The following is a 22,585-nucleotide window of genomic DNA, read 5'->3' as shown; positions in this document are numbered from 1 at the left end:
TCGAGCTGCCCGCGCAGGGCGGGGTGACCCCCCCGGCCCCGTCCACCCAGGGCGGCACCACCAGCGCCCCGAAGCCGGCCCCGGCTCCTCCGGCCAAGCAGATCTACTGGACCCCGCCTCCCGCGCAGCAGCGTCAGTACGCGCCGCTGCCGGACTACAACTACGACACCAACCGTTACGAGCGGCAGTCCGCCCCGCCGCCGATCGACCCGATGACGCTGCGGGCGCCGCAGCCGGTCACCCCGGAGCCGATCTACCTCGCTCCGCCCGAGAAGATCATGATCGGCGATATCCACGTCAACCAGCCGAACTGGGTCACCGACGACGACCGCGAACGCACCAACAACACCGCCGGTCTGATCCGCTCCGAGGTGGCCACGTTCTACAAGTCGGTCGGTGTCGATGCCGGCCGCGCCGATCGGGTCGCTGCTGCGCAGATCGGTGCGACGGTGGCCGGTGCCGCAGCGGGTGCTGCGGCCGGGGCGGTTCCCGGCGCGCTGATCGGCGGCACCCTCGGCGGTATCGCCGGGGCTGCGGCCGGGGGTGTGGTGCCGCTGCCGATTCCGGTGCTGCCCGCGGTGACCACCGGGGTGGCCGGGACCGCGGCGGGCGCAGCGATCGGCGCTGCGGTCGGCGCGGTCCCCGGCGCGGTGGTCGGTGGCGCGGCCGGTCTGGCGGCCGGGACCGCGTTCGGTGCCGGTGACGACGAGGGCCAGCCCATCGAGGTCGAGTTGCCGGATGTGCACCAGGAGGCGCTCACCGAGCGGGCCGACGCCACGGTCGAGCAGTGGCAGTCCTCCGGTCCGGTCGGGCAGGCCGCGGCCGACGCCGTGCGCAGCGTCGTGACCGCAGCTCCGCAGGTCGATTCGCAGGTCCGTGAGTGGGTGAAGGTCCAGCCCGGTGGCGACGGTGTCGTCGCGGGAGCGGACACCGTGCTGACCATGTTCTTCGACGGTTCGCTCGGCACTGCCGCCGAGATGATCTCGTCCGCGGCCGCGGACGGCATCAACCCGGCCTGACCTGCCCGACCATCTCGCCGGTGGGGGCGGGTAGCTCCGCCCCCACCACCCGACGACGGAGGACACATTGTCGACCGGCAATCGAGGACAACTCTTCCCGGACGTGACCGAGCGGTACGGGCCGGAGCCGACTCCGACCGACGACACCGACACCGGATCGGTGTACTTCCCGATCCCCGAGGAGACCATCGACAGCGCCACGGTCGAGGCGGCGGAGCTCGAGCTGGTCGATGCTGCCTCCGTCCCCGATTCGTCCGGTGCCGACGATGATGCGGTCATCCAGACCGACCTCGAACCGATCGTCGAGGCCGATACCGCGATCCTGGCCGCACCTGCTGCGGCCCAGGACCCTTACATTTCCGCCGACCACGATGCTCCCGCGGCAACCGGCTACGCCGATCCCGCTGCTCACCACGACGATCCGGCCTCAGCAGAGGATCCGTATGCTGCGGCCCCGGAGTGGTTCCGCGCCCACATTCCGCGGGGTCCACTGGTGATTTCAGACCGTACCCGTGGGGGACTCAAGTCCGCGATCGGTCGCAGCCGTGCTCCTCGCCGCGCCCCGGCCGCGCCCGAGGTCGTCGAGCAGGCCGCCGCCCTGCCGGTCACCGACAGCACCCCCGCGGCCGCCACGACGGGCTCGGACCGGTCCCGGACCTGGATGTTCGTCGGTGGCGGTGTGGCTGCCCTGGCAGCGGTTTCCGCGGTGGTGGTGACCGTGATGAGCGGGGGAACCGACGAGCCGGAGACACCGCCGCTGCCGCCGGTCACCGCAGTGGCCTCGTCGTCGGCCGCCCCCACCACGACCGAGGCGGTGGCGGCCCCGGCGTGGTGCGCCCCGGTCACCGAGCCGGGTCGGGTCGTCGGCAACGGTCCCGGTGGCCGCGATTCCGGCCCTGCGGTGATCCAGGCGTTCGAGTACGCCTACTACGTCGAGCGGGACGGCAAGGCCGTCGCGGACCTGATGGTCCTGCCGGGCACCGATATTCAGTCGTTCATCGACGCCGTTCCGGTCGGGACCGAGCACTGCGTGAGCGTGCTGCCGACCGAGGACCCGAACCGCTGGTCGGTCGATGTGCTGCTGAAGTTCCCGCCCGTGGGAGACGAAGGCATCCACAAGCAGTGGATCACCACCCTGCCCGCCGACGGCGGGTTGACGATCGCGAACGTGGAGAACCGATGAACAACGTTGTTGCTTTTCGTCGTAGCCCGACAATCGAGCAGCCCGAACATCTCTCGGCCATCGTGGTGGCCGGCTCCGGGGGAGCGGGCGCGACCACGACCTGTTTCGGCCTGGCCACCGCCCTGCGCCTGGGCCTGGGCGCCGACGTCGCCGCGATCGACGGCACCTTCGGCGGCGGCAACCTGCTCGACCGGGTCGGCGTCGAACCGATCGACCCGGCCCGGGCGATCCGCCAGCTCGGCTCGCGCATGGCCGTCAGCAGCGCCGGGGCCGTCGTCGTCGGTCACGGCGACGCCACGGACACAGTGCTGGTGGACAGCCTGCTCGCCGACCGGCATCTCGCCCGCATCCACGACGTCGGAACAGCGTTGCGCTCACGGCGTCTGGCCCCGTTGCTCGAGGCCGGGGCCGCGATCGTGATCGTCGCCCCGGCCCGCTCGGAACCGCTGGCCCGGATGCGTGTCGGTCTCGAATGGCTCATCGGCACCTACGGGCGCGGCGTGCTGGCGCGCACGGTGGTGTCGGTCTCGCACCAGATGCCGCACCGCCTGGTGGATCTGGCACCGATCCGGGAGCACCTGGCCCCACGGGTCGCCGGCTTCGTCGAAGTGACCTTCGATGTGACCTTGGCGCGGCCGGGCACCGTCGATCACCGCCGCCTGTCGGTCGCCTCGATCGACGCCTGGACCGACGTGCTCGACACGTTGGGCCGCATCGAGGCCGGCCGCCACGACACCGATCACCAGGCCGGGGCGGGGGAGCTGGCATGAGCACCCGCGAACGCATCAGCGTCGAGGTGAGGGTCGATCCGTATCCGGTGGCTGCGCCCGGACCGGCGGTGTGGCTGCTCGGCGCGCACGGCGGGGCCGGGGTCTCCACCCTCGCCCAGTACTGGGACTTCGCAGGCGACGCGAATCACCAGTGGCCGTGCGGGGACGCCCGGGAGACCGAATCGCCGTATGTGGTGGTGGTCTGCCGCGAAACCATCCAGGGCCTGTCCAGCGCCCACGATCTGATCCTCGAGCACCGCAACCGGAATCTGGCGTGTGAGCTGCTCGGCCTGGTCACCGTCGCGAACGCGCCCGGTCAGCCCCCGAAGGAGGTGCGTCAGCTGCGCTCGATCGTCACTGGTGCGGTGCCGGCGCACTGGGTGATCGGTTGGCATCGCTTCCTGGCCTCGGCGGCCCGGTCGAGCCTGCCCACCTGGCGCGCCTTCGACGGCGTGCCCATTCACACCAAGGGAGCCGTGATCGCAGTTCCCGAGGACGTGATCGCTGCCGGCGTCGGCATCGTCACGGCAATCCAATCCGCCCTGCCGACCGTGTGGTCGGGGCAGTAGCCAGCACCTTCGAGCAAAGGACATGTGCATGTTCCAGACAGTCGTGGACACCGCGATTCTCGCGCAAGGCGCCGTGAATTTCGACATCAACCCGGAGGTGCCGCCGGGCGCGAACGGCCTGCTCAAGCTGCTGAACTGGCTGCTGTGGGGCGTGACGCTCGCGTGCGTGGCGGCCCTGATCTTCTCGGGCGGGAAGTTCGCGTGGGAGAAGTGGCAGCACGGCTCGGGGGACTCACCGAAGATGCTCGTCGGATCGCTGGTCGGGGCGATCGTCGCCATCTCCGCCAACCAGATCCTCAGCGCCGTCACCAGCGCGGCATAAGGCAGGGCGAGCGATGCAGGTGTCCGCACAGGGCGTGGTCAGCCCACCCCCCGACGTCCTCGAAGGGTTCCAGACGCTTCTGGGCTACGCGGCCGGGATCGTCTTCCTCCTGTGTGTGGCCAAGGTGATCTTCGTCGGCGCACGCCTGGCGTGGGACCACAAGCACGGCGCCGGCCTCGAATCCCCCACCGCGGCCGAGTTCGTCGCGGCGAACATCGGCGCGCTCCTCGCCGGCGGCGTGGCCGCCACCCTCGCCACGATCCTGCTGGCCACCGCACAGGGGCCCCAAGCCCAACAGCTCGGAGGCGGCCATTCCCCGACCGTCATCGACCAGCTCGAACAGCTCCAGCAACAGCAGCAACCCGACAACGAGGAGAACGAATGAGGAGGCGTCGGTGGGCGCGGGCCGTGGTGGTCGCGGTGGCGCTGGTGGCTGTGAGCTGCGGGGGATCGGAGACGACCGAGACCGCGGTGTCGCTGACCGACCCGCCGCAGATCGCTCGGTGGGTCACCGTCGGTGGCATCGAGGTTCCGATCGGCACCACCGACGGACCGCGAGGCGGCGAGTGGGAGCCCTTCGCCGGGTTCAGCCACACCCCGCAGGGCGCGGCCCTGGCGGCGATCACCCAGTCGGTGCAGCTGGCCACCGCCTCCGACCGCACCTGGCCGACGATCCTGGCCGGGGTGGCCGCCCCCGGCGAAGGCCGCGACCTGTACGCCGCCCACCGCGCCCTGGTGGAGATGTCGGGCACCGACCCCGAGACGGTGCCGACCATCGTCGGCTACACCCTCGCCGACTACAGCGACACCGCCGCCACCGTCGACGTCATCCAGCGGTTCTCCGACAACTCGCTCGCCTCCGCGACCACCCAGGTGGTGTGGATCGACGACGACTGGCGACTGAACCTGCCCAGCAACGACACCGCCACCATCACCGCCCTCGACGCGCTGCCGTCGGAGCTGGTCGACCTCGAGGAGACCCGCAAGTGACCGAGCAGAACACCACCGGCCAGACCGGGGACACGAACACTTCCTCACTCGAGGGCGCCGAGAACGAGCGCGCCTCGGCAGCAACGAAACTCACCATCGGGTTGGCGGCGGTGGCCGTCATTGTCGTCGTCGGTCTCGTGCTGAGCATCGTGATGCTCTTCCGCGGTGACGATGCCGAACCGCTGGTCTCGCTCGACCCGACCACTGACAACGGGGCTACCGCCCGACTCGAAGACCTCCAGTTCATGCCGGAACCCGTCTTCGACAAGCTCCACCGCGTCATCTACGTGCCGCTCGACCCCCACGGGGTGATCCTGTCCGACGCCCTCGCCACCGGGAACCGGCCCGCAGAGCAGGCACCGAGTGGGGTGATGCTCCAGCGCATCCACGGCAACATGGATCTTCCGTTCTCGACCTCCGACGGCCCCACCGGATTCACCGACAGCGGTGTGGCCACCGGGTTCGCGCGCACCCCGCAGGGAGCGGCGCTCGCCGCGGCCCACTACTTCGGGTACCTCGCTGCCGGCGACAACCGGGTCAAGATGCTCACCGAAGCAGGCCGGGTGTCGGACCCGACCGGTCAGTTGTCGACAGTGAAGCTTCCCGACAACACGCCGACTGGGGCGATGCCGATGGTCAACGTGACTTTCCATCCGGATCTGACTCTGGTGAAGTTCGGCGCCACCGTCGAGCGGCCGAGCGGGGCCACCGAGATCAGGGTGTCGAAGATCCCGGTGGTGTGGCGCGAGGGCACCGGATGGGTTGTCCAACTGGATTCGCCCGCCTTGGGTGGCGAGTTCGAGCCCATGTCGTCCGAAGGGTGGCAGCAGTGGTGGTGAACCGCAGCCTGCTCACCGGCATTCTTCGGCTGCTCGCTGTGATCTGCGCCGTTGCGGTCGTCGGTATCGGCGCAGCGGGTGCGGCATACGCGCAGGACACCGCTCCGTCCGGGGACTCGTCCGGCGGCAGCATCGACAGCACCGAGGTCGAGGAACAGACCGACGAGGACTCGGGATTCGACTGGCTCGAAACCGGTCTCGGGGGTGCGACCTGTGCCAACCCTCTTGGGGCTGCCATCAGCGGAGCCGTGGATATGTTCACCGATTCAGACGTTCCCGACTGCTTGGACGCAGCTGGCAACGTCGTCGATGCCGGAACGGGCGCGATCGAGGACGGCATCAATGACGCCGCTGCCGGCGCGGTCGAAAAGACTGCGCTGTGGATCGGCAATGCCGGTGTGGCGGTGTTGAAGTTCGCTCTCGGGTGGTGGATCACCGGCACCGAGATGGACGGGGACACCTTCCAGAGGACCGTGGCCACGGTCAACGACTACACCTTCTACATCCAGGTCGCCGCCTTGTCGTTGTCGCTGATCCTGCTCGGCGGGCGTCTGGCGCTGGCCCGCTCGGGGGCGATCCGCGACACCTCGGAAGAGGGCCTGAAACAACTGGCCCGCGCTGTGGTGCTCGCCGGGGGAGCAACGACGATGATCGTGCTCGGCACCCGTCTGGCCGATCAGGTGTCGGCGTGGTTCATCGGCAGTGCGGTCGGCTCCGATCCGTCCCGCCTGGCCGAAGCGATGGTGACGATCCAGCTCTATGCGGGTCCGGCCGGTGTCGGTTTGCTGTTCTTGATCGGCCTCATCGGGATGCTCGGCGGTTTGATGATGGCGTTTTTGATGCTGCTGCGCACCGGCATCCTGGTGCTCATGGCGGCGGCACTGCCCATCGCGGGTGCGGCCGGGGGCACGAAGGTCGGCAGCCAGGCATTCGAGAAGATGCTGGCCTGGACGATCGCGTTCTTGCTGGTCAAGCCGGTCGGGGCGTTCGTGATCGGGGTCTCGGCGATCCTGTTCCTCGAGGCCACCCCGACCATCACCGACCCCGAGAACGGGGACGGGTTCATGGCCCTGTCCGGGGTCATCACCTTGTGCGCCGCGGCCCTGGTGCTCCCGGCGCTGATGCGGCTGATCGTGCCGAACGTCGGCGCCCTCGGTGGCGGCGGCAGCGGCATGGCGGCCGCGGCCGGTGCGGCGGCGGTCGGCGCGAAGGTCGGCGGCATGATCGCCACCGGCGGTGCCAGTGGCGCAGCGTCCGGAGCGGCGACCACGTCGTCGACGTCGACGAGCATGGGCAACCCGCCCAGCGGCGCCCAGACCGGCGGCGCACCGTCCGGTTTCGGTACGGCAGGCGGGGGACCGGCCGGCAACCAGCAGGGCACCCCCTCCGGTGGCGGTGCCGGCGCGGCTCCGCAGGGCAACCAGCAGGGCACCCCCAGCGGCGGAGGGAATGGTCAGCCCGGCGGCAACACCTCCGGCACTCCCGGCGGCGGGTCCTCCGGTGATGCGGCGGCCGCGGCCGCGGTGGCGTCCGGTGCCGGTCGGCAGTTCCACCGAGGGGGCTTCGAGCAGTGAGCGAGGAGAAGACCTACAACACCTACGGCAACTGGCGCCGGCCTCGGGAGACCGGCATTCTCGGGGCCACTTTCGGCACCTCGATCGCCGCGATCGCCGCTGCGGCCCTGGTCATCATCACGGGCCTGTTCTTCGGCCTGAAGGTCACCGTGCTGCTGGCGGTCCCGATGATCGCCTGCTTCATCCCCCTGGTCATCTCCCGTGACGGGCGTTCCGGTTACGAAAGGGCACTGATGCGATTCCAGTTCTGGCGCGGCCGCCGTCGCGGTGAGCACACCTACGCCTCGGGCACGTTCTCCCGCGTCCCGGGGCGGGCGTACCGGCTGCCCGGGGTGCTCGCCGACACCGAGCTGTACGAGGGCATCGACTCCGACGGGCGCACCTTCGGGATGATCCACATGCCCAGCCAGGGTGCCTACACGGTCGTCTTCGACGCCTACCCGCAGGGCGCCGAGGCCGTCGATCAGGACGTGATCGATCACTACGTCGGCAACTGGGCACAGTTCCTGTCCGCGGCGGGGGAGACCTCGGACATCCTCGCGGTGGTCACCACCGTCGAAACCCTGCCCGAGACCGGCATCGAGCTCTACGAGACGGTCCACCAGAACACCCGCGCCGACGCCCCGCAGCTGGCCCGCGACGCGGCCTACCAGCTCGCCACCGGGCTGACCACGGGCGGCATCCGCCTGGCAGCCCGCATTGCGATCACCTTCGAGGCCAAGACCACCGAACGCAAACAGGACCCCTCCGAGCAGGCCGTCGAGCTCGGCCGCCGGCTGCCCGCCCTGACGGCGTCGGCGGCACGGGCCGGTGTGCCGTGCTCACCGATGGATGCCGACGAGGTCATGGCGTTCGTGCGCCGCTCCTACGATCCGGCCTCGCTCGTCGATGTCGAAGCCGGCCTGCACTCCGGCGACGGCACCGGCTTGAGCTGGGAGGACTGCGGCCCGCGCACCGCACTCGAAAGCCCGGACGGCGGCAAATACGTCCACGACGGCGCGGTGTCGGTGACCTGGGAGATGCGCGAAGCCCCCAAGGGCGCGGTCACCGAACGGGTGCTGCAAAGGTTGCTGGCGCCGAACGACGCGGTGCCGCTCAAGCGGGTGTCGGTGCTCTACCGGCCGCATTCGGCCGGCGATGCCACCGACATCGCCGACCGCGACTACCGCAACGCGATGGCCGAAGCCCACGGCGGCTCCCTCAAGAACGGCTCGATCGCCTCGGCGAAGTCGCAGATCGAGGTCGCCGCGACCGCGCAAGCCCGGATGGAGCAGGCCCGCGGTGCGGGCATGGTGCGCTTCGGGGTGCTCATCACCGTCACCGAACCGGCCGGCAGCGCCGATGTGCCGAAGATCGACGCCCTGGTCGAAGACCTCTCGCGCCAGAGCCGGCTGACGATCCGCCGCTCCTGGTGCTGGCAGGCCGCCGCGTTCGCGGCCTGCCTCGGTGTCGGGGTCATCGCCCCCGACCACACCACCATTCCCAGCTTCCTCAGCAACTGACACGCAAAGGGCTATAGGCATGAGTGCACGCAACGCCACGAGATCGTCGCGGCTGCTCACAGCGGAGAAGATCGCCAAGACTCTGCTGTCGGACGACGAGCTCTCCCGCCTCGAAGAGCAGGCCGCCACCGCAACCGGACTCACGAAGGCATGGAAGAAAAGCCTGGTCACCCGCCAGTACAGTCGCCGGGCGACGGTGGAGCGGTTGACCCGAATCAACACCGACGGCTTCGACCGCCAGGTCGCCGATCTCGACGCCCGCGGGTTCGACGGGGCCGGCGGGGGCCGGATGTCCACGGTGATGCCCCCGGTCGAATACCGCGGCACGAGTGTGCAGGTCGCCGGGATCTACCCGTGGATCGTCGGGGCGAAGGCCCCGCTGCTGGGCACCCCGCTCGGCCGGCATCTGACCACCGGAGCCGCCGTGGGTTTCGATCCGCTCTACGCCTGGAAGATGAAGGCGATCACCGCCCCGTCGTGTTTCATCTGCGCCCTCAACGGCTTCGGCAAATCGACCCTGCTGCGCCGCATCGCCCTCGGGGACATTGCCCGCGGCACGCTCGTGCTCGTGCCCGGTGACGTCAAGCCGGACCTGCGGGTGCTCGCCGAGCAGGTGGGCGGGCAGGTCAGCGAGGTCGGCTACGGCACCGGCGCGATCAACCCGCTGGGCCGCGGCCCGATCGGCGACGCGATCGAGCAGCTGCCCGCCGGTTCCCTGGAGCGGGAAAAGGCCGAGTTCGCGCTGCACGCCCGCCAGCTCAACATGATCTGCGCGCTGCTCGAGATCGTCCGCCGCGGCCCGCTGCAGGACTTCGAGGAAACCCTGCTGGCCTCGGCGATCCGGCTGCTCTACGCCCCGGGCTCGACGTTCGACAACAATCATGCGGCCCGGATCGAGGACCTGCTGACGCTGATCGCCTCCGGCCCGGACGAGCTGAGGGACGATGCGGTGGCCGACACCGCCGAGGAATACCGCGGTCAGATCAAACCGCTGTTGCGCTCGCTGCGCGCGTTGGTCAAGGGCCGGTTCGGAGAGACCTTCAACCGGCACAGCACCGTGCGGATCGATATCACCAAGCCGATGGTCGATTTGGACATGTCCTCGGTGCCGCCGGGGGACGAGTTGATGCGGGCTGCGGTGCTGCTGGCGGGGTGGAACGAGGCGTTCGCGGCGGTGGAGGCGGCGCACATCCTGGCCGACAACCAGGTGCCCGGCGCGAAGTCGATCGCGGCGCACATCATCTTGGACGAGGTGTGGCAGGTGATCCAGACCGGCAGCTCGGCGGTGGCCCGGTTGGATGCGGTGCAGCGGTTGCAGCGGTCGATGGGTGTGGCGCTGACGCTGGTCACCCACTCGTTGGCGGACTTCGAGAAGGTCGGCGCGCTGGGCATGATCGAACGCTCCCGCGCCCGGATCATCGGCCCGGTCCCCGAAGCCGAACTCGACCGCCTCGGTAAGTTCATGACGTTCTCGCAGGCCGAACGCGCGATGGTCACCGGCTGGGCCAACGACACCACCAACTCGGTGGAGGAGAAGAAGACACTGCGCCAAGCCCGCCGCAAGGCGCTGGCCTCGGCTGACGGTGATCCCGGCGTGGCGGACAGCACGCGCACCGCGGCCGGTGTCGGGCATTTCCTGCTCAAGCTCGGCGAAGGCGCGACACCCGGCACCCCGTTCAAGGTGTGGGTGCCCCAGGCGGAGAAGGACTCCGGGATTCACGACACCGATGCCCGTCTGCGGGCCGCCGACGAAGACCGGGGCACGGAGTTCGCAGCATGAGCCGGCGTGGCCGTCCCGGCACTCGCCGGTACACCCTGGTCGACGAGCTCACCCGCGAGGCCGCGATCGAGACGGTCCTTCAGCGCATGCAGGCCGGGGACAGCTTCACCGCCGCCACGCGTGCCGCCGCGGCGCAGCTGGATGTGGCCGAGACGACGGTGCGGGGCTGGGTCAACCGCTCCGGCCGTCGCCCCCGCCGCACCGAACGCGATGTCGCCGCGCTGGAGGCGGAGCTGGCGTTGGCGCAGGAGCTGAACCGGGCGTTGGCGCGCAAGCACGGGGTCGTGATCGAGGGTCTGAGTCTGCGGTGACCGACAAGGGGGGCACCGGGCTGATCGCGCTGATCCTGGCGCTTACGCTCATTCCGTTCTTCCTGCTCCTCGTGCTGGTGATGGGGATCCAGGACGAACAAGACCGCGAGAACGGCACGACCTGCCTCGGCCCCGGTTCGGGTGTGGGGTCGGGGGACCGGCTCGCACCGACCGGCTCGTTCCTCAAACCGGTCGATCCCTCCGCCGTCACCCTCACCTCCAGGTTCGGTGAGCGGTGGGGGACCCAGCATCAGGGCATCGACCTGGCCGGCGCCGTCGGCACCCCCATCTACGCCTCGGCCGACGCGGTGGTGCGCCATGCCGGCCCCGCCAGCGGGTTCGGGCAGTGGGTGGTCCTCGACCACGTGCAGGGTGGGCAGCTGGTGTCCACCGTGTACGGGCACATCGACACCTACACCGTCGCCGTCGGTGAGCAGGTCCGCGCCGGGCAGCAGATCGCCACCCTCGGCAACCGGGGCCAGTCGACCGGCCCGCACCTGCACTGGGAACTCTGGCCCGGCGGCTGGGGCACCGAAGCGGTGGATCCGCTGCCGTACTACGAAGCCGCCCCCGCCCCGGGACAGTCCTCGGCCGGGCCGACCACCTCGGTGCCGCCGGCCCCGTCCCAGGGGAACTTGGCGCAGCCGTTGCCGCCGTCGGCCGGCTCCGAGCAGGGCCTGCAGGTAGATGCGAAGAAACTCGCTCGGGCGATGCACCTGACGTTCGGCGACCGGATCGCGGGCCTCGGCGGGTGGCGTGCCGACGGTGGTTACGCGACCGATCACACCGAGGGTCGGGCTGTGGATGTGATGATCCCGCACTACCGCTCCGGCGAGGGGGTGGCGCTCGGGGACGAGATCACCGATTACGTGCTGGCCAATGCGGAGTTCTTCGGCGTCGAGTACGTGCTCTGGCGGCAGACCTACTATCCCGTCGGCGGGGCCCCGAGCCTGATGGAGGACCGCGGCTCGCAAACCCAGAACCACGTCGACCACGTGCACATCAGCGTCCGGGGTCAGGGCACCGACGAGAGGTTGGTGTCGTGGGGAGCGCTGCCCGGTGGCAGCGGCAACGCCACCGCCGCGGCGGCGGACTGCCTCATCTCCGGCGACGGCGTCGGCGACCGGCTCGCCGACGGCACGGTGCCGGACGAGTTCGCGGTGTGGCTCGAGCGGGCCGGGTCGATCTGCCCGCAGATCACACCCTCGTTGCTCGCCGCGCAGCTCGCCGCCGAGAACGGCTTCCGCCACGGGGATTCGGCTCCGGTGTCGGTGACCGGGGCGAGGGGACCGGCGCAATTCATGCCCGGCACGTGGGCCAGCTACGGCCAGGACTACGACGGCGACGGGACGGTCGATCCCAACAGCATCGGCGATGCGGTCATGGCCCAGGGCCACTACATGTGCACCATCGCCGCCACCATCGACGGCGCAATCGCAGACGGGGTGGTCTCCGCCCCCAACGGGCGCACCGAGCTGTACCTGGCCGGCTACAACGCCGGCGAAGGCGCGGTCCTGGCCTCCGGGGGCTTCCCGACCGGGCACACCGACTACGTGGTCCAGACCCGCCCCTACGCCGACACGATCATCGCCGCCGAACCGCAGTACCGGGCGATGAGCAACCAGTGAAAAGAGGTACGCCCGTGAGGATCACACGCATCACCGTCGCGGCGGTGTGCACCGCGGCCGCCGTCGCGTTGGCGGGCTGTGGCAGCGACACCCCCGACGGCCAGCACGTGCATGAGGGCAGCGACGACCACCAGGTGATCGAGTCGCTCTCGCCCCAGCAGACGGGCGCCGACCAGACCGCGATCACCGCCATGGGGATGATCCTGTCCTGGCAGCCCGCGATCGATGAGAGCAAGGCCGACGCGCTGCTCCGGGCGAAGGCGTATCTCGGCGGGGACCTGCTCGCCGTCGCCGAATCCGGCACCCGTGCCGAGGTGCGCCCGGATGCGGACTGGCAGCAGTGGGCGGCGTCGAAGGACGCGGTGGCCGCGACCTGTGTGCGGGCCGAGTCGACCCCGGCCGCACCGGCCGGGATGCGCACCCTCGTCATCGACGTGACCTGCACCCAGACGGTGCTGCACGCGAGCGGGCGCAGCACCCGCCTGACACCCCAGACCTGGCGCACCACCACCGTCCGCACCGACGACGGGTGGCGACTGACCGGCTACCGATACCAGCAGTAGAAGAGGCGCACGACCATGGCACAGACGCGACGCGACCGGCCCCGCACCTCCTCGGGCGCCGACGAGATGTTCCTCAAGGCACTTCCCGTCCTGGTGGTCGTGGCGTACCTGCCGACGATCGCCTACAACACCGGCGGGGGAAACCGCCCCACCTGGAATCCGATCGGCCTGCTGTTCGCTCTGGCACTGGGGGCGACGAGCTGGCCGGCCGGGGCAACCATCGTCCTCGGTGTCGAGCTGGTCCTGCTGGCGGTGGTCGCCGGGGCAGGCTGGTGGGCGCTGCGCCGGTTCGGGGTCCTCGAGACGCTCGAGGGCAAGCAGTTCGAAAAGCGCATCGATCGTCTCGCCCGCACGATGGTCGACCCGAAGGAGGTCGACGAGGCCGACCCGACGTACCTCGCCGCCTCCACCGACCGGCTCGCCCCCGCGATCCCGAAAAATCATCCCGGCTACCTCGGTATCCCCCTCGGTGACACCGTGGTCGGGGGTCGCACCGTGCGGATGACCTGGGAGTTCGTGGCGATCGCGTTCGCCGGCGCCCGGATGGGCAAATCCGCCGGCTTCGCGATCCCGGCGATCTGCCACGCCCCGGGAGCGGCGCTGGTGGCCTCGAACCGCGGCGATGTGTACTCGCACACCGTCGGTCTCCGCCGCCAGAGCGGGCGGGTATGGGTGTTCGACCTGCAAGGGGTGAGCACCGGTAACCGGCAGCAGCGCGCGAGTTTCTGGTTCAACCCGCTGCGCACGGTCACCGACCTGCCCTCCGCTGCGGCGGTGTGCGGCTACTTCATCTCCGCCGCCACCGACGCCGGTGCCCGGGTCGATGCCTACTTCGACGGCAACGCCCGGGACCTGTTCGCCTCCTACCTGCTCGCCGCCGCCCTGGCCGGCGGGGACATCCGACATGTGGTCGAGTGGCTGACCCACACCCAATCGCAGATCCCCCCGGCGGTGCTCGAGCAGTACGGCTACCCGGAACTCGCCCGTACGATGCGCGGCAAGCAGGCCGTCAACGCCAAGCAACGCGACGGCTTCTACGACATGGCCCGCCGCTTTTTGTCCCCGTTGGACGAACCTCGCTACGCCGACGCGGTCCTGCCGAACCGCCGGGTGGTCATCGGCACCGACACGAACGGCCAGGTCACCGTCACCCCCGGCCGCCGCGTTCACGACCTGCCGGAATTCCTCGCCGACGAGTTCGTCAAGCGCACCGACACGATGTACGCGATGTCGAAGGACGGGCCCGGCTCGTCCTCGGCGATCTCGAGTGCCCTGGTCGGCCAGATCCTCACCTGCGCCGAGGAATACTCCGAGCAGCAGCAATCGGAACGGATGCCGCTCCCGCTGACGGCGGTGCTCGACGAGGCCGCCAACATCTGCAAGCTCGAAGACCTGCCCCGCTGGTACTCACACTTCGGCGGCCGCGGCATCATCCTCATCACCTTCTTCCAGTCCCCCTCCCAAGGGGAGAAGGTCTGGGGCCGCGAAGCGTTCAAAGCCATGGTCGATGCGTGCAGCGTGATCTGGTACGGCGGCAACGTCGAAGACGACGCCTTCCTGTCCGGCCTGGTCGATGCCGTCGGCACCCACTACGTCGACACCGAATCCCGCAGTCGCCCCGCCGGCTTCTTCCCGGGCGGTCAGGCGAGCGTGTCGAGCAGCTGGCAGAAGGAAACCATCTTCGAAAAGCGGGACCTGCGAGCACTACCGAAAACCCGCGCCCTCGTCACGATCGGTGGCGCCACCCCGATCCTGGTCCGCAAAGCCTTCTGGGGCGACTTACCGTTCGCCGAGGCGATCCGCCAGTCCCAGCGCGAGAGCAACCAGCTCGCCGCAGCGGGGCAGAAAGCGCTGCCGGTCGGATACACCGACCAGCCCGAACCCGTGGCCACGGTGCTGCTGGACAAACACTGCGCAGGCGAGCCACCGACGGTCACCGGCCCCGAGCCCACCACCGAATCTCGCGCCCACGCGCTCTTCCACTCCGAATTTCTGACGAAGGACTGACATCATGGTTGCCCTCGACACCGCCGCATCCCAGGCGTGGGACACAAACAACGAAGCACCCGACAGCGACGCGTACGACGACACTGTCGCGCAGGACTACCAGGACGAGCCCGACGACACCGAGGAAGCGATCATCGAGCCGGCCTTCGCCAATGTCGTCGAGTTCGTCGAAGGGTTCTTCCTGCCGGTGATCCGCCGCCGCATCAGCGACAACGACGGCGGCATGTCCTGGGACCCGCGGTGGTGGGCCTACCCCGAGGTCCTCGCCCGACTGGCCGCACTGCACCAGGCATGGGAAGAAGCACGCGCCTCGGACTCGATGTCCGCCATGTCCTCCTGGTGGATACAGCACCTCGAACCCCACCTGCGGGTCATCCTCGACGGCGACACCGGACCGATGGCCAACGCCAAAGCCGACCGCAGCTTCATGGGCTGGCCGGCCATGCCCTCCGATCCCGTACCGCCAACGGTCCTCGACGCACTCTCGAGGCAGAACGAACGATGAGTGATGAGAGCAGGATCGAGCGTATGTCGTTCCTTCGTGCTGCATCTCATGGATACGGTCGATGCCGAACACAGCTGCCTCGCCGACGGCGAGGCCGTCAACGCGACAGGTCGGGCCCTGCCTCTCGTACAGGGCCGTCATCGGGAAGCTCCGGTCCCGCGCTGTTCGGCTCTCGGGTCCTTCGACTCAACATCTGCTTGATCGGGCGCGGATGCCCGAGGAGTGCAGCAGTGATGTCGGGTCCAGCCGTCGGCGGTGACATGGGTGTGGTGGCGCCTCCGTCGGGACGCACCGCAGCCGAACTCGACAGATAGTCCAGCCAGCTCTGAGCCCTGGCAAGGGACCGTTCCTTGTTTTCGGTGTAGGTCGGCGGCCAGTCGATGCCGCCGGCTATCCGGGCCTGGATGTCGGCGGCCGTGACGAGTTGTTCCGCTACAAGTGCCGCGACGAACTCGTAGTCCTTTTCTCTACCGGCGATCGTCTTGGCCACACACAGATCCACCGGGTCCAGACACAGCCCGGCCCGGCCGTACAGGCTGGATGCGTCGTCGTCGACAACGAAGTGGACGAGCCGATTGTCCCAGTTCGTCGGCAGGACCACGACGTCCTTGTGGATACCTTCGACGTAGAAACCGAAGGCAGTGTGGAAAGGGGAGTCCTCGCCGAGCCGGGCATCGAGCAACAGAAGTTTGTCCTCGACCGAGGGCGGGTCCGTGATCCCACTCAACGGCAGGATATCGACTTCACGGGACAGGAAGGTCGCAGGGGGCAGCTCATCGGTATCGAAGCTACCGAGGATTGATTGAGAGCCGAGGACGATCACACGAGGCTCGTCGAGATTGGCGCACGCAGCTTTGATCGCGCGACCGAGTTCTTCCCGATTCACCGTGTCGTGCCGGCTTTGAACCGGGTTCCGAACTCGGTGAGCACGCGTCGGCGTTCGTCCTCGCTGAGCAGCACCGACAGCGGGGACAGATTCCGCATCTCCCGGCTGGTGTCATCGTCCGACTCAACGATCTTGCGGATACCGTCGATATCGTTGTCGCGGACGATCCTGTCCCAGCGATCGATGTAGCGGTCCATCAGCGGACTGCGGTTGACCTGTCGGCGGATCGTCTGGAGGCTGCGGCGCACGGGTTCGGTGTCGATCGAGATGCCGCTGGTCACGATCTTGTCCAGGACCGCGGACTGCACGAGCTGTTGACGCAGGGTCTTCGGCGTGACGACGCTCATCTGTCCCACCCCTACTCTGACTTCCCACACTCGGCCCTGGCCCTTCCCATGATAGGTGGACTGTACAGCCGTTTCATGTCCACCTCGGTGTGCCGAAGCAGGTCTGAGCTCCCCGCCGCCGCAGGACACCGGAGCGTCCTTTCTCCGAATAGGAGCGCACATGGACTCCAACGCGCGCGAAGGCGAAGCCGTGGCCATTCTGGAGAGCGAGATGCTCAGACTCGTAGCGGCCACTTCCTCTACGGATCGATGGCACTCGCTGAGCGATCCAATCAGGCTCGCGCAGTCCTGCCCTCGGTTCCGGATCTGCCCGGCACGGCATAGCCATCACGATCAGCAACTGAGTGTTGCTTCCTGGCTGTGTTCGATACCCATCGCGGGAACAAACGCGGCCTCGTTGGTGTGGTCGGGTCGGCGTTCGATGTTGAGCATCTCGGCCACCGACCGGGGGTGACTGCTCATCGCAGCACCGATCGCATCGAGCAGTTCCTGACTGAGCTGGTTCAGGTTGACCGGAGACAGGGGAGGGGCGACTTCGTCGTCACCGTTGATCGGGCCTACCGCGGTGGCCAGACCCCGGCCGGCGGACTCGAGCACCGCCCCGATCCTGCCCAGATCCCCGCGGTCCGTGGGTGCGGGCGCTTCGACCCGTTCGAGCTGGTCGGACACATCCGCTTCGTGGCCGTCGACCACCGGTTCGGTGCGTGCATCGGGGCCGCCGGGCGCGGACGACTTGTCCGCGTCCTTGTCGAAGTTCATCTCTACGGTGTCGGCGTCGGCAGCGCGGGCGAAGGCTTCGGCCACTGAGGCCGGCACGTCCGCGGTGGGTTCGACCACCTCGAGGTGCTGGGCGGACAGGTCGGCGAGCTTGTCGAACGACGGCACACTCTTGGCCGCGACGTAGCTCAACGCGACCGCCGCAGCGGCGTCGAAGACGCGCTTGTCGGCGTCCCGGTCGGCAGCCTGTCGCTCGGCAATGAGCCGGTCGATCTCGTCCGGGCGCATCTGCACCTGCACGTACCGCTGCTGTTCTTGCCGGTACTGCTGTGCTCGCAGAGCCTCCAGTCCGGCCGCATTCTCCTGCGCCAGTTGCTCCCACTTGCGAGTGATCTGTGCCTGTGCACCGACATGCCGGGCGGTCGCCGCCGCGGCCAGAATCTGGACCGTGGTCTGCTGGGCAGGCTGTCCCCGGAACGCACCGAGAACCTCGGTGCGTGCCTTCGGTGCCGGTGCCGACCGGCCCTGAGCGCGGCGACCATCGACTTCCCGCAGAAAGCCGACAAGGTCGGTCACGTCCTGGGCGGCTTGCGCCCTGGCCGGCCGGGGTTGCGGTATCGCCGCAGCACCGGCCGGAGGTGAGGCGGGCGAGTTCGGCGCACCCGTCGCATCGGTGGGCAGAGCTGCGGGTCTCCGGTTGCGCAGAAACCGTCGCTTCTGGTCGTTGTCCGCCATCGTTGTTCTCCTTGTGCTGTTCGGATGTGCTCGCAGCCGCCGGGCCTACAGTTCCCGTTCCGGGCCGTTGTCGTGTTCGAGCGGGTCGCTGTCGATAGGGGCGTTCGCCGACGAGTCCACCTGGGTCTGTCGCGTCGGGTTGCCGGTGGTGTAGTCGGTTCCGCTGGCGTTGCGGCGGGCGAGTTCGGCGTCGATCTGGCCGAGGATGGTGCGTTCGGTGGCGATCGACTCGTCGAGTCGGGTGATGCGGTCGGTGATCCGGCCGAGGGCCTGGTCGTCGGTGGCGCGGGCGCGGGCCTTGGCAGCTTCGGCAGCCCGGTAGTGCTGGGCGCCGCGTTCGATCACGGCCCAGCGACGCTCGAGTGGTGCCACCTGTTCGGCTGCGGCCACGGCGGCGCGAGCGGCATCGATCTGCTGTTCGGTGGCCTGCGGGGAACGAGTCAGGGCGTCGAGGCGGGCGCGGGCAGCACGCACCGCCGCGATGTTGCGTTCGTCGATCTCGACCTGCGCCAGGGACCGCTCGACGGCTCCGAGAGCGGACGCCTCGCCTCGTGCCCGGTCGAGCTCGTCCTTGGCCAGCGACAGCAGCATCGCGTCTTCGGTGAGCCGGCCCCGGCTGAGCGCCCGTGCCGAATTCAGTTCGGCGTCGGTGTAGCGGGCGTACGGGCCGACCACCTCGTCGGTGGCCTGTTCGGGCCGATGCAACCGTTCGATGGTCGCGGTGAGGGTCGACTTCCGGGCTTCGCGGATGTGTGCCATCGGATCGTTCTCGTCGTCGGATGCGTTGGCCAGCACCCGCGAGATCGCGATCTCCCGCACCGTGGACTCCCACAGGCGCACCCGACGGGGGTCCGTTCCCCGCTGGCCGACGGCGACGATCCACGGGGCGCTGCGTTCGAGTGCGGTGGTGGTGTAGGAGTCGATGAACGCGTGCATCTGCTGCTCGCACGAGCGGGCGTAGGCGGCGAGGATCGGATCCGCTTCGGCCGCGGCCTCGGTCAGCGCGGGCACGCGGTAGGCGGCCACCGCGTCGGTGCGGCGGCGCGGCAGCCGCGCTCCGTCCTCAGCATCGATGCGCTCTTTCAGGGCGCGAGCGATGACCCGGCCGGGGGAGTTGCGGTCGGTGTCGATCCGCCCGGCCTTGCCTTCGACGCTCATCACCGACGCTGCCTGGCGCAGCAGGGCCTCGGTGTCCCAGCCGAACGTTTCCGACTGGGCGACGTAGGTGACGATCTGATCCCACCCGCCGAGGCCGTGCACCCAGCCGAACTGCTCGTCGGTGAGGATCCGGCTGAGCAGCTGCTCGGTGTAGTCCTCGTACAGCTCCCCGAGGGCCAGCATGTAGCTGTTGGTGATCGTCGACCAGGACGCGGCCTTGCGCTGTTCGTCCTCGATCATCTGATGCACGGTGCGCTGCGAGCCGTCGCGGGCGATGATCTTCGCGAGCAGACCCATCGCGCCGGGATGCTCGTCGGGGTGATGTTCGAAGTCCCAGTCGGGCAGCTCGTCGTGGGCGGCGTAGACGATGTTGGTGTTCTTGCCGCGGCTGAGCGCCACGTACAGCGACTGGCGATCCATGTTCGCTCCGGCGAGCACGTGGCAGCTTCCCACCGTCATGCCCTGCGAGCGGTGCACCGTGGTCGCGTACCCGAGTTGCACGTTGTCGGTGATGTAGTCGCCGGCGACGGTGACCTGGCCGCCGCTGATGTTGTTGCGCAGCCGCAGCGAGCCGTCGGTGCCGAGCTCGGCGACGGTCCACAGGTCGCCGTTCTTCACCCGGCCCGAGGTGTTGCCGGCGGAGCCGGTCACGACGTACTTGGAGTTGTTCTTGCGGGTGACCACCACGTCCCCGACGGCGGCTTCGAGACCGTCGGCCAGGACGATGCCGGGGCCGGTGACGGTGCCATTGGCGCGGTAGTAGGCGGCGGCCTTCTCGTTGAGCTGGCGCACCAGATCGTTGGTCGGGGCGACCATCAAGGCGACCTGGCCGGCCTCGACGTCGGCGACGTAGGCGTCGAAGACCAGATCGGCCAGCTCGTGCGCCATGCCCTGCCGGATGCGGTCGTTGCTGTCGTACCACTCGAGCGCCGTCACATCGCCCGTGCGCAACCGCAGGCTCGCCTCGGCCTCGCCGTCGGTGGCGAACCGGTGGACTTTGCGCAGGAACGGGGCGTTGGTGCGATCGGCCAGATCCCGCAACACACCACCGGCTTCGACGGAGGCGAGCTGCTGCGGATCACCCAACAAACGCACCACCGCCCCGGCGTCGGTGGCGATGCGCGTCAGGTCCGCCAGGTCGCGGGCCGAGGCCATGCCGGCCTCGTCCACCAGCAGAAGATCACCCCTGCCGATGCCGGTCGGGATGCCGACGCGGTGGCGGGTGAGCACATCGGCGATGGTGCGTCCCTGCACCGAAATCTCCTCACCGAGCACCTCGGCGGCCCGGGCCGACGGCCCCAGGGCGAGGACGTTTCCGTTGACCGCTTCCCAGGCGCGGGCGATCACGGTGGCCGCGGTGGTCTTGCCGGCGCCGGCCGCACCGACCGCCACGGCCACACGCGTGCGGGCGGTGAGGAAGTGGGTGATCAGCGCGAGCTGATCGGCCCCGAGCTCGTGCCCGTTCGCCTGCTCGATCCGGCGCAACGTGCGGCGGATGATCCGCTCGGCCACGGTGTGCACGTCGCCGGTGTCGGCCTGCCGGCGCATGAAGTCCTCGGCGTCGAGAACCGCTTGCGCGGTGTAGCGCATCTGCGCGCGATCGACCAGCAGACTGCGCCGCCGTCCCCGTTCGACGCGGTCGCTGATCCGCTCGGGCAGGTGGTATTCCTCGATGTCGACGGGCAGGCAGTAGTCGCGCAGGGCGAGTTCGAGTGCGTCATCGTGGACGGCGCGCAGCTGCTCGTCATCGGCGAAACTGAACTCTCGCAGTCGTCTCTCGATCTCGGCGGTCACCGAGAACACCGTCCACGACCCGACCTTGTGCGAGAGCGTGTCGACGACCTCGTTCACCAGAGTGGGCACCTGCTCGGGTGCCAGTTCCGGGCGGCGATCACGCGCACCGCGGACGGAGTCGACCAGCTCGCCGGGACTGTTTCCGGCGAGGATCGCTTCGGCGCGCTCGCGCCATTCGGCCCGCAGTTCGGCCAACGAGCGGGGTGGGTTCTTGGCGTTGCGGGTGTCGAGGGTGGCCTGTTGCGCGTGGGCGTACTGCACCTTCTTCGGCGGATTCTTGCCGTAGCGGGTCTTGTACTCGCGGGCCAGTTCTTCCTGGCGTGCCTCGATGGCGGCCCGGCGGGAGAACTCCTCGATGAGGGATAACGGGATGCCGTCTACCTCGTAGACCGGTTGCTTGCCGACCGGTGTATCGGGCCGGGGGGCGAAGGTGACGCCGAGCTTGCGGGCCACCAGATCGGCCACGCGGGTGTTGTACTTCTCCGATGCCGCGACGTTCGCCTTGTAGAGAATCGAGCCGTCGATGGTGGTCCAGCGGCCCTCGGCATAGACGCGATTGAGCACCGCGCTGTGGGTGTGCAGGTTCGGGTCCGCAGCGCGATTGTCGAAGTGGTCGAACCGGGCGATCAACAGCCCCTCGGCCTTGATCTTGCGCTCGCCGCCCTTACCGCGGCGGGTGTAGATCACCTCGTTTTCGATCCAGGCCAATGCTTCGTCCACGGCCTGCCTGTGCGCTTCTTCGACCGCGGCCTTGACCTTCTCGTCCCCGAGACCCCACAGCAACGAGATCGACTTCATCGGGGTGAACACCAGGTCGTAGCCGGCCACCGGCTGACGGGCCTTGCTGTACTGCTCGGCGACGAACGTCCAGATCTCGTCGTCGCCGAGCAGGTCGGCGCGCTCACCGTTCGAGCGCTGCAGGTGCTTGCGGGCGGTGGCGAACTGGATCGCCTTCTTGGTCTCTGCATCCGGGTACTCGCCGTGCCGACCCTTGTACGCGCTGCACAGGTCCTCGACGTCGTTGACGTACTCCTGGCTGTTCTCGAACCACGAAAACGCCCGCCCGAGAGCGGTGCTTGCGGACCAGTCGAGGCGTTCTTGCAGGGGCGACCCCTTCCCCGGGCGGGTCGCGAAAGCATTTGGGGTGCGGGCGGCGCCGAACACCGAACGCATCGCATCCTCGGTGACTTCGGTGCCGACCTCGACACCGACCTTCTTTGCCAACTTGCCGCACCACACCCCCGGTGGGGTGCCCTTGGCGACGTAATAGTCGACCGCATCCGCCTTGCGGGTCTCGGTCGCATCCCCAGCCGCGACATGCTTGGTCAGATAGACATAGCCGTCCCCCGCTTGGAGCTTGTGGACGGTCATCACGGGAGATGATCA

20 protein-coding genes are annotated in these 22,585 nt (G+C 69.1%); 16 read left to right on the top strand and 4 right to left on the bottom strand.

All coding sequences use genetic code 11. The features are described from left to right. From OEY_RS0126380 to OEY_RS0126305, 16 genes are all read left to right on the top strand, one after another. On the top strand, positions 1-1,019 hold a 1,019-nt coding region (locus tag OEY_RS0126380; RefSeq protein WP_010596732.1), incomplete at its 5' end, for a hypothetical protein. Positions 1,020-1,122: 103 nt separating this feature from the next. Next, positions 1,123-2,202, top strand: coding sequence for a hypothetical protein (locus tag OEY_RS0126375; protein ID WP_010596731.1), 1,080 nt, complete (start codon positions 1,123-1,125; stop codon positions 2,200-2,202). Continuing rightward, entirely contained in the window at positions 2,199-2,972 is a 774-nt protein-coding gene (locus OEY_RS0126370) for a hypothetical protein (protein ID WP_010596730.1), read from the top strand. Before OEY_RS0126375 ends, OEY_RS0126370 begins: the two co-directional genes overlap by 4 nt. Beyond that, positions 2,969-3,541 (top strand): DUF6668 family protein, encoded by a 573-nt coding sequence (locus OEY_RS0126365; RefSeq protein WP_010596729.1) that lies wholly within the window; start codon positions 2,969-2,971, stop codon positions 3,539-3,541. Before OEY_RS0126370 ends, OEY_RS0126365 begins: the two co-directional genes overlap by 4 nt. Before the next feature lie 28 nt (positions 3,542-3,569). Further along, the gene (locus OEY_RS0126360; protein ID WP_010596728.1) at positions 3,570-3,863 is read left to right on the top strand and encodes a hypothetical protein; all 294 of its coding nucleotides are present in this window, start codon (positions 3,570-3,572) and stop codon (positions 3,861-3,863) included. Between the two features lie 13 nt (positions 3,864-3,876). Further along, on the top strand, positions 3,877-4,248 hold the full coding sequence (locus OEY_RS0126355; RefSeq protein WP_010596727.1) for a hypothetical protein: 372 nt from the start codon (positions 3,877-3,879) through the stop codon (positions 4,246-4,248). After that, positions 4,245-4,853 carry a hypothetical protein gene (locus OEY_RS0126350; RefSeq protein ID WP_051009426.1) on the top strand — a complete coding sequence of 203 codons (609 nt, stop codon included), beginning with the start codon at positions 4,245-4,247 and terminating at the stop codon, positions 4,851-4,853. The genes OEY_RS0126355 and OEY_RS0126350 overlap by 4 nt, the downstream gene beginning before the upstream one ends. Further along, positions 4,850-5,692 carry a hypothetical protein gene (locus OEY_RS0126345; RefSeq protein ID WP_010596725.1) on the top strand — a complete coding sequence of 281 codons (843 nt, stop codon included), beginning with the start codon at positions 4,850-4,852 and terminating at the stop codon, positions 5,690-5,692. Before OEY_RS0126350 ends, OEY_RS0126345 begins: the two co-directional genes overlap by 4 nt. Further along, positions 5,683-7,266: a hypothetical protein gene (locus tag OEY_RS0126340; protein WP_010596724.1), complete on the top strand. Its 1,584-nt coding sequence runs from the start codon at positions 5,683-5,685 to the stop codon at positions 7,264-7,266. The genes OEY_RS0126345 and OEY_RS0126340 overlap by 10 nt, the downstream gene beginning before the upstream one ends. Beyond that, entirely contained in the window at positions 7,263-8,768 is a 1,506-nt protein-coding gene (locus OEY_RS0126335; RefSeq protein ID WP_010596723.1) for an SCO6880 family protein, read from the top strand. The genes OEY_RS0126340 and OEY_RS0126335 overlap by 4 nt, the downstream gene beginning before the upstream one ends. A 19-nt stretch (positions 8,769-8,787) precedes the next feature. After that, the gene (locus OEY_RS0126330) at positions 8,788-10,548 is read left to right on the top strand and encodes an ATP-binding protein (RefSeq protein WP_010596722.1); all 1,761 of its coding nucleotides are present in this window, start codon (positions 8,788-8,790) and stop codon (positions 10,546-10,548) included. Beyond that, positions 10,545-10,859, top strand: coding sequence for a hypothetical protein (locus OEY_RS0126325; protein WP_010596721.1), 315 nt, complete (start codon positions 10,545-10,547; stop codon positions 10,857-10,859). The genes OEY_RS0126330 and OEY_RS0126325 overlap by 4 nt, the downstream gene beginning before the upstream one ends. Continuing rightward, positions 10,856-12,487 (top strand): M23 family metallopeptidase, encoded by a 1,632-nt coding sequence (locus OEY_RS0126320; RefSeq protein WP_010596720.1) that lies wholly within the window; start codon positions 10,856-10,858, stop codon positions 12,485-12,487. Before OEY_RS0126325 ends, OEY_RS0126320 begins: the two co-directional genes overlap by 4 nt. Positions 12,488-12,501: 14 nt before the next feature. Next, entirely contained in the window at positions 12,502-13,050 is a 549-nt protein-coding gene (locus OEY_RS0126315; RefSeq protein WP_010596719.1) for a hypothetical protein, read from the top strand. Between the two features lie 15 nt (positions 13,051-13,065). Beyond that, positions 13,066-15,057, top strand: a complete 1,992-nt coding sequence (locus OEY_RS0126310; protein ID WP_010596718.1) for a type IV secretory system conjugative DNA transfer family protein — start codon at positions 13,066-13,068, stop codon at positions 15,055-15,057. A gap of 4 nt (positions 15,058-15,061) precedes the next feature. Then, entirely contained in the window at positions 15,062-15,562 is a 501-nt protein-coding gene (locus OEY_RS0126305; RefSeq protein WP_010596717.1) for a DUF4913 domain-containing protein, read from the top strand. A gap of 97 nt (positions 15,563-15,659) precedes the next feature. Here OEY_RS0126305 and OEY_RS0126300 read toward each other — a convergent pair whose 3' ends face one another. From OEY_RS0126300 to mobF, 4 genes are all read right to left on the bottom strand, one after another. Next, complete coding sequence (locus OEY_RS0126300; RefSeq protein WP_010596716.1) at positions 15,660-16,385, bottom strand: hypothetical protein; 726 nt, start codon at positions 16,383-16,385, stop codon at positions 15,660-15,662. A 59-nt stretch (positions 16,386-16,444) separates the two neighbouring features. Next, on the bottom strand, positions 16,445-16,795 hold the full coding sequence (locus OEY_RS0126295; RefSeq protein ID WP_029547237.1) for a hypothetical protein: 351 nt from the start codon (positions 16,793-16,795) through the stop codon (positions 16,445-16,447). 333 nt (positions 16,796-17,128) lie between these two features. Then, on the bottom strand, positions 17,129-18,088 hold the full coding sequence (locus OEY_RS0126290; RefSeq protein ID WP_010596715.1) for a hypothetical protein: 960 nt from the start codon (positions 18,086-18,088) through the stop codon (positions 17,129-17,131). A 204-nt stretch (positions 18,089-18,292) separates the two neighbouring features. After that, the gene (gene mobF, locus OEY_RS0126285; protein ID WP_010596714.1) at positions 18,293-22,570 is read right to left on the bottom strand and encodes a MobF family relaxase; all 4,278 of its coding nucleotides are present in this window, start codon (positions 22,568-22,570) and stop codon (positions 18,293-18,295) included. Positions 22,571-22,585: the final 15 nt, after the last annotated feature.

The organism is Rhodococcus sp. P14 (assembly GCF_000256505.1).
Classification (GTDB): Bacteria; Actinomycetota; Actinomycetes; order Mycobacteriales; family Mycobacteriaceae; genus Rhodococcus; species Rhodococcus ruber.
Note: the sequence above shows the minus strand (reverse complement) of the source record. Positions and strands in the feature narration are given on the sequence as shown.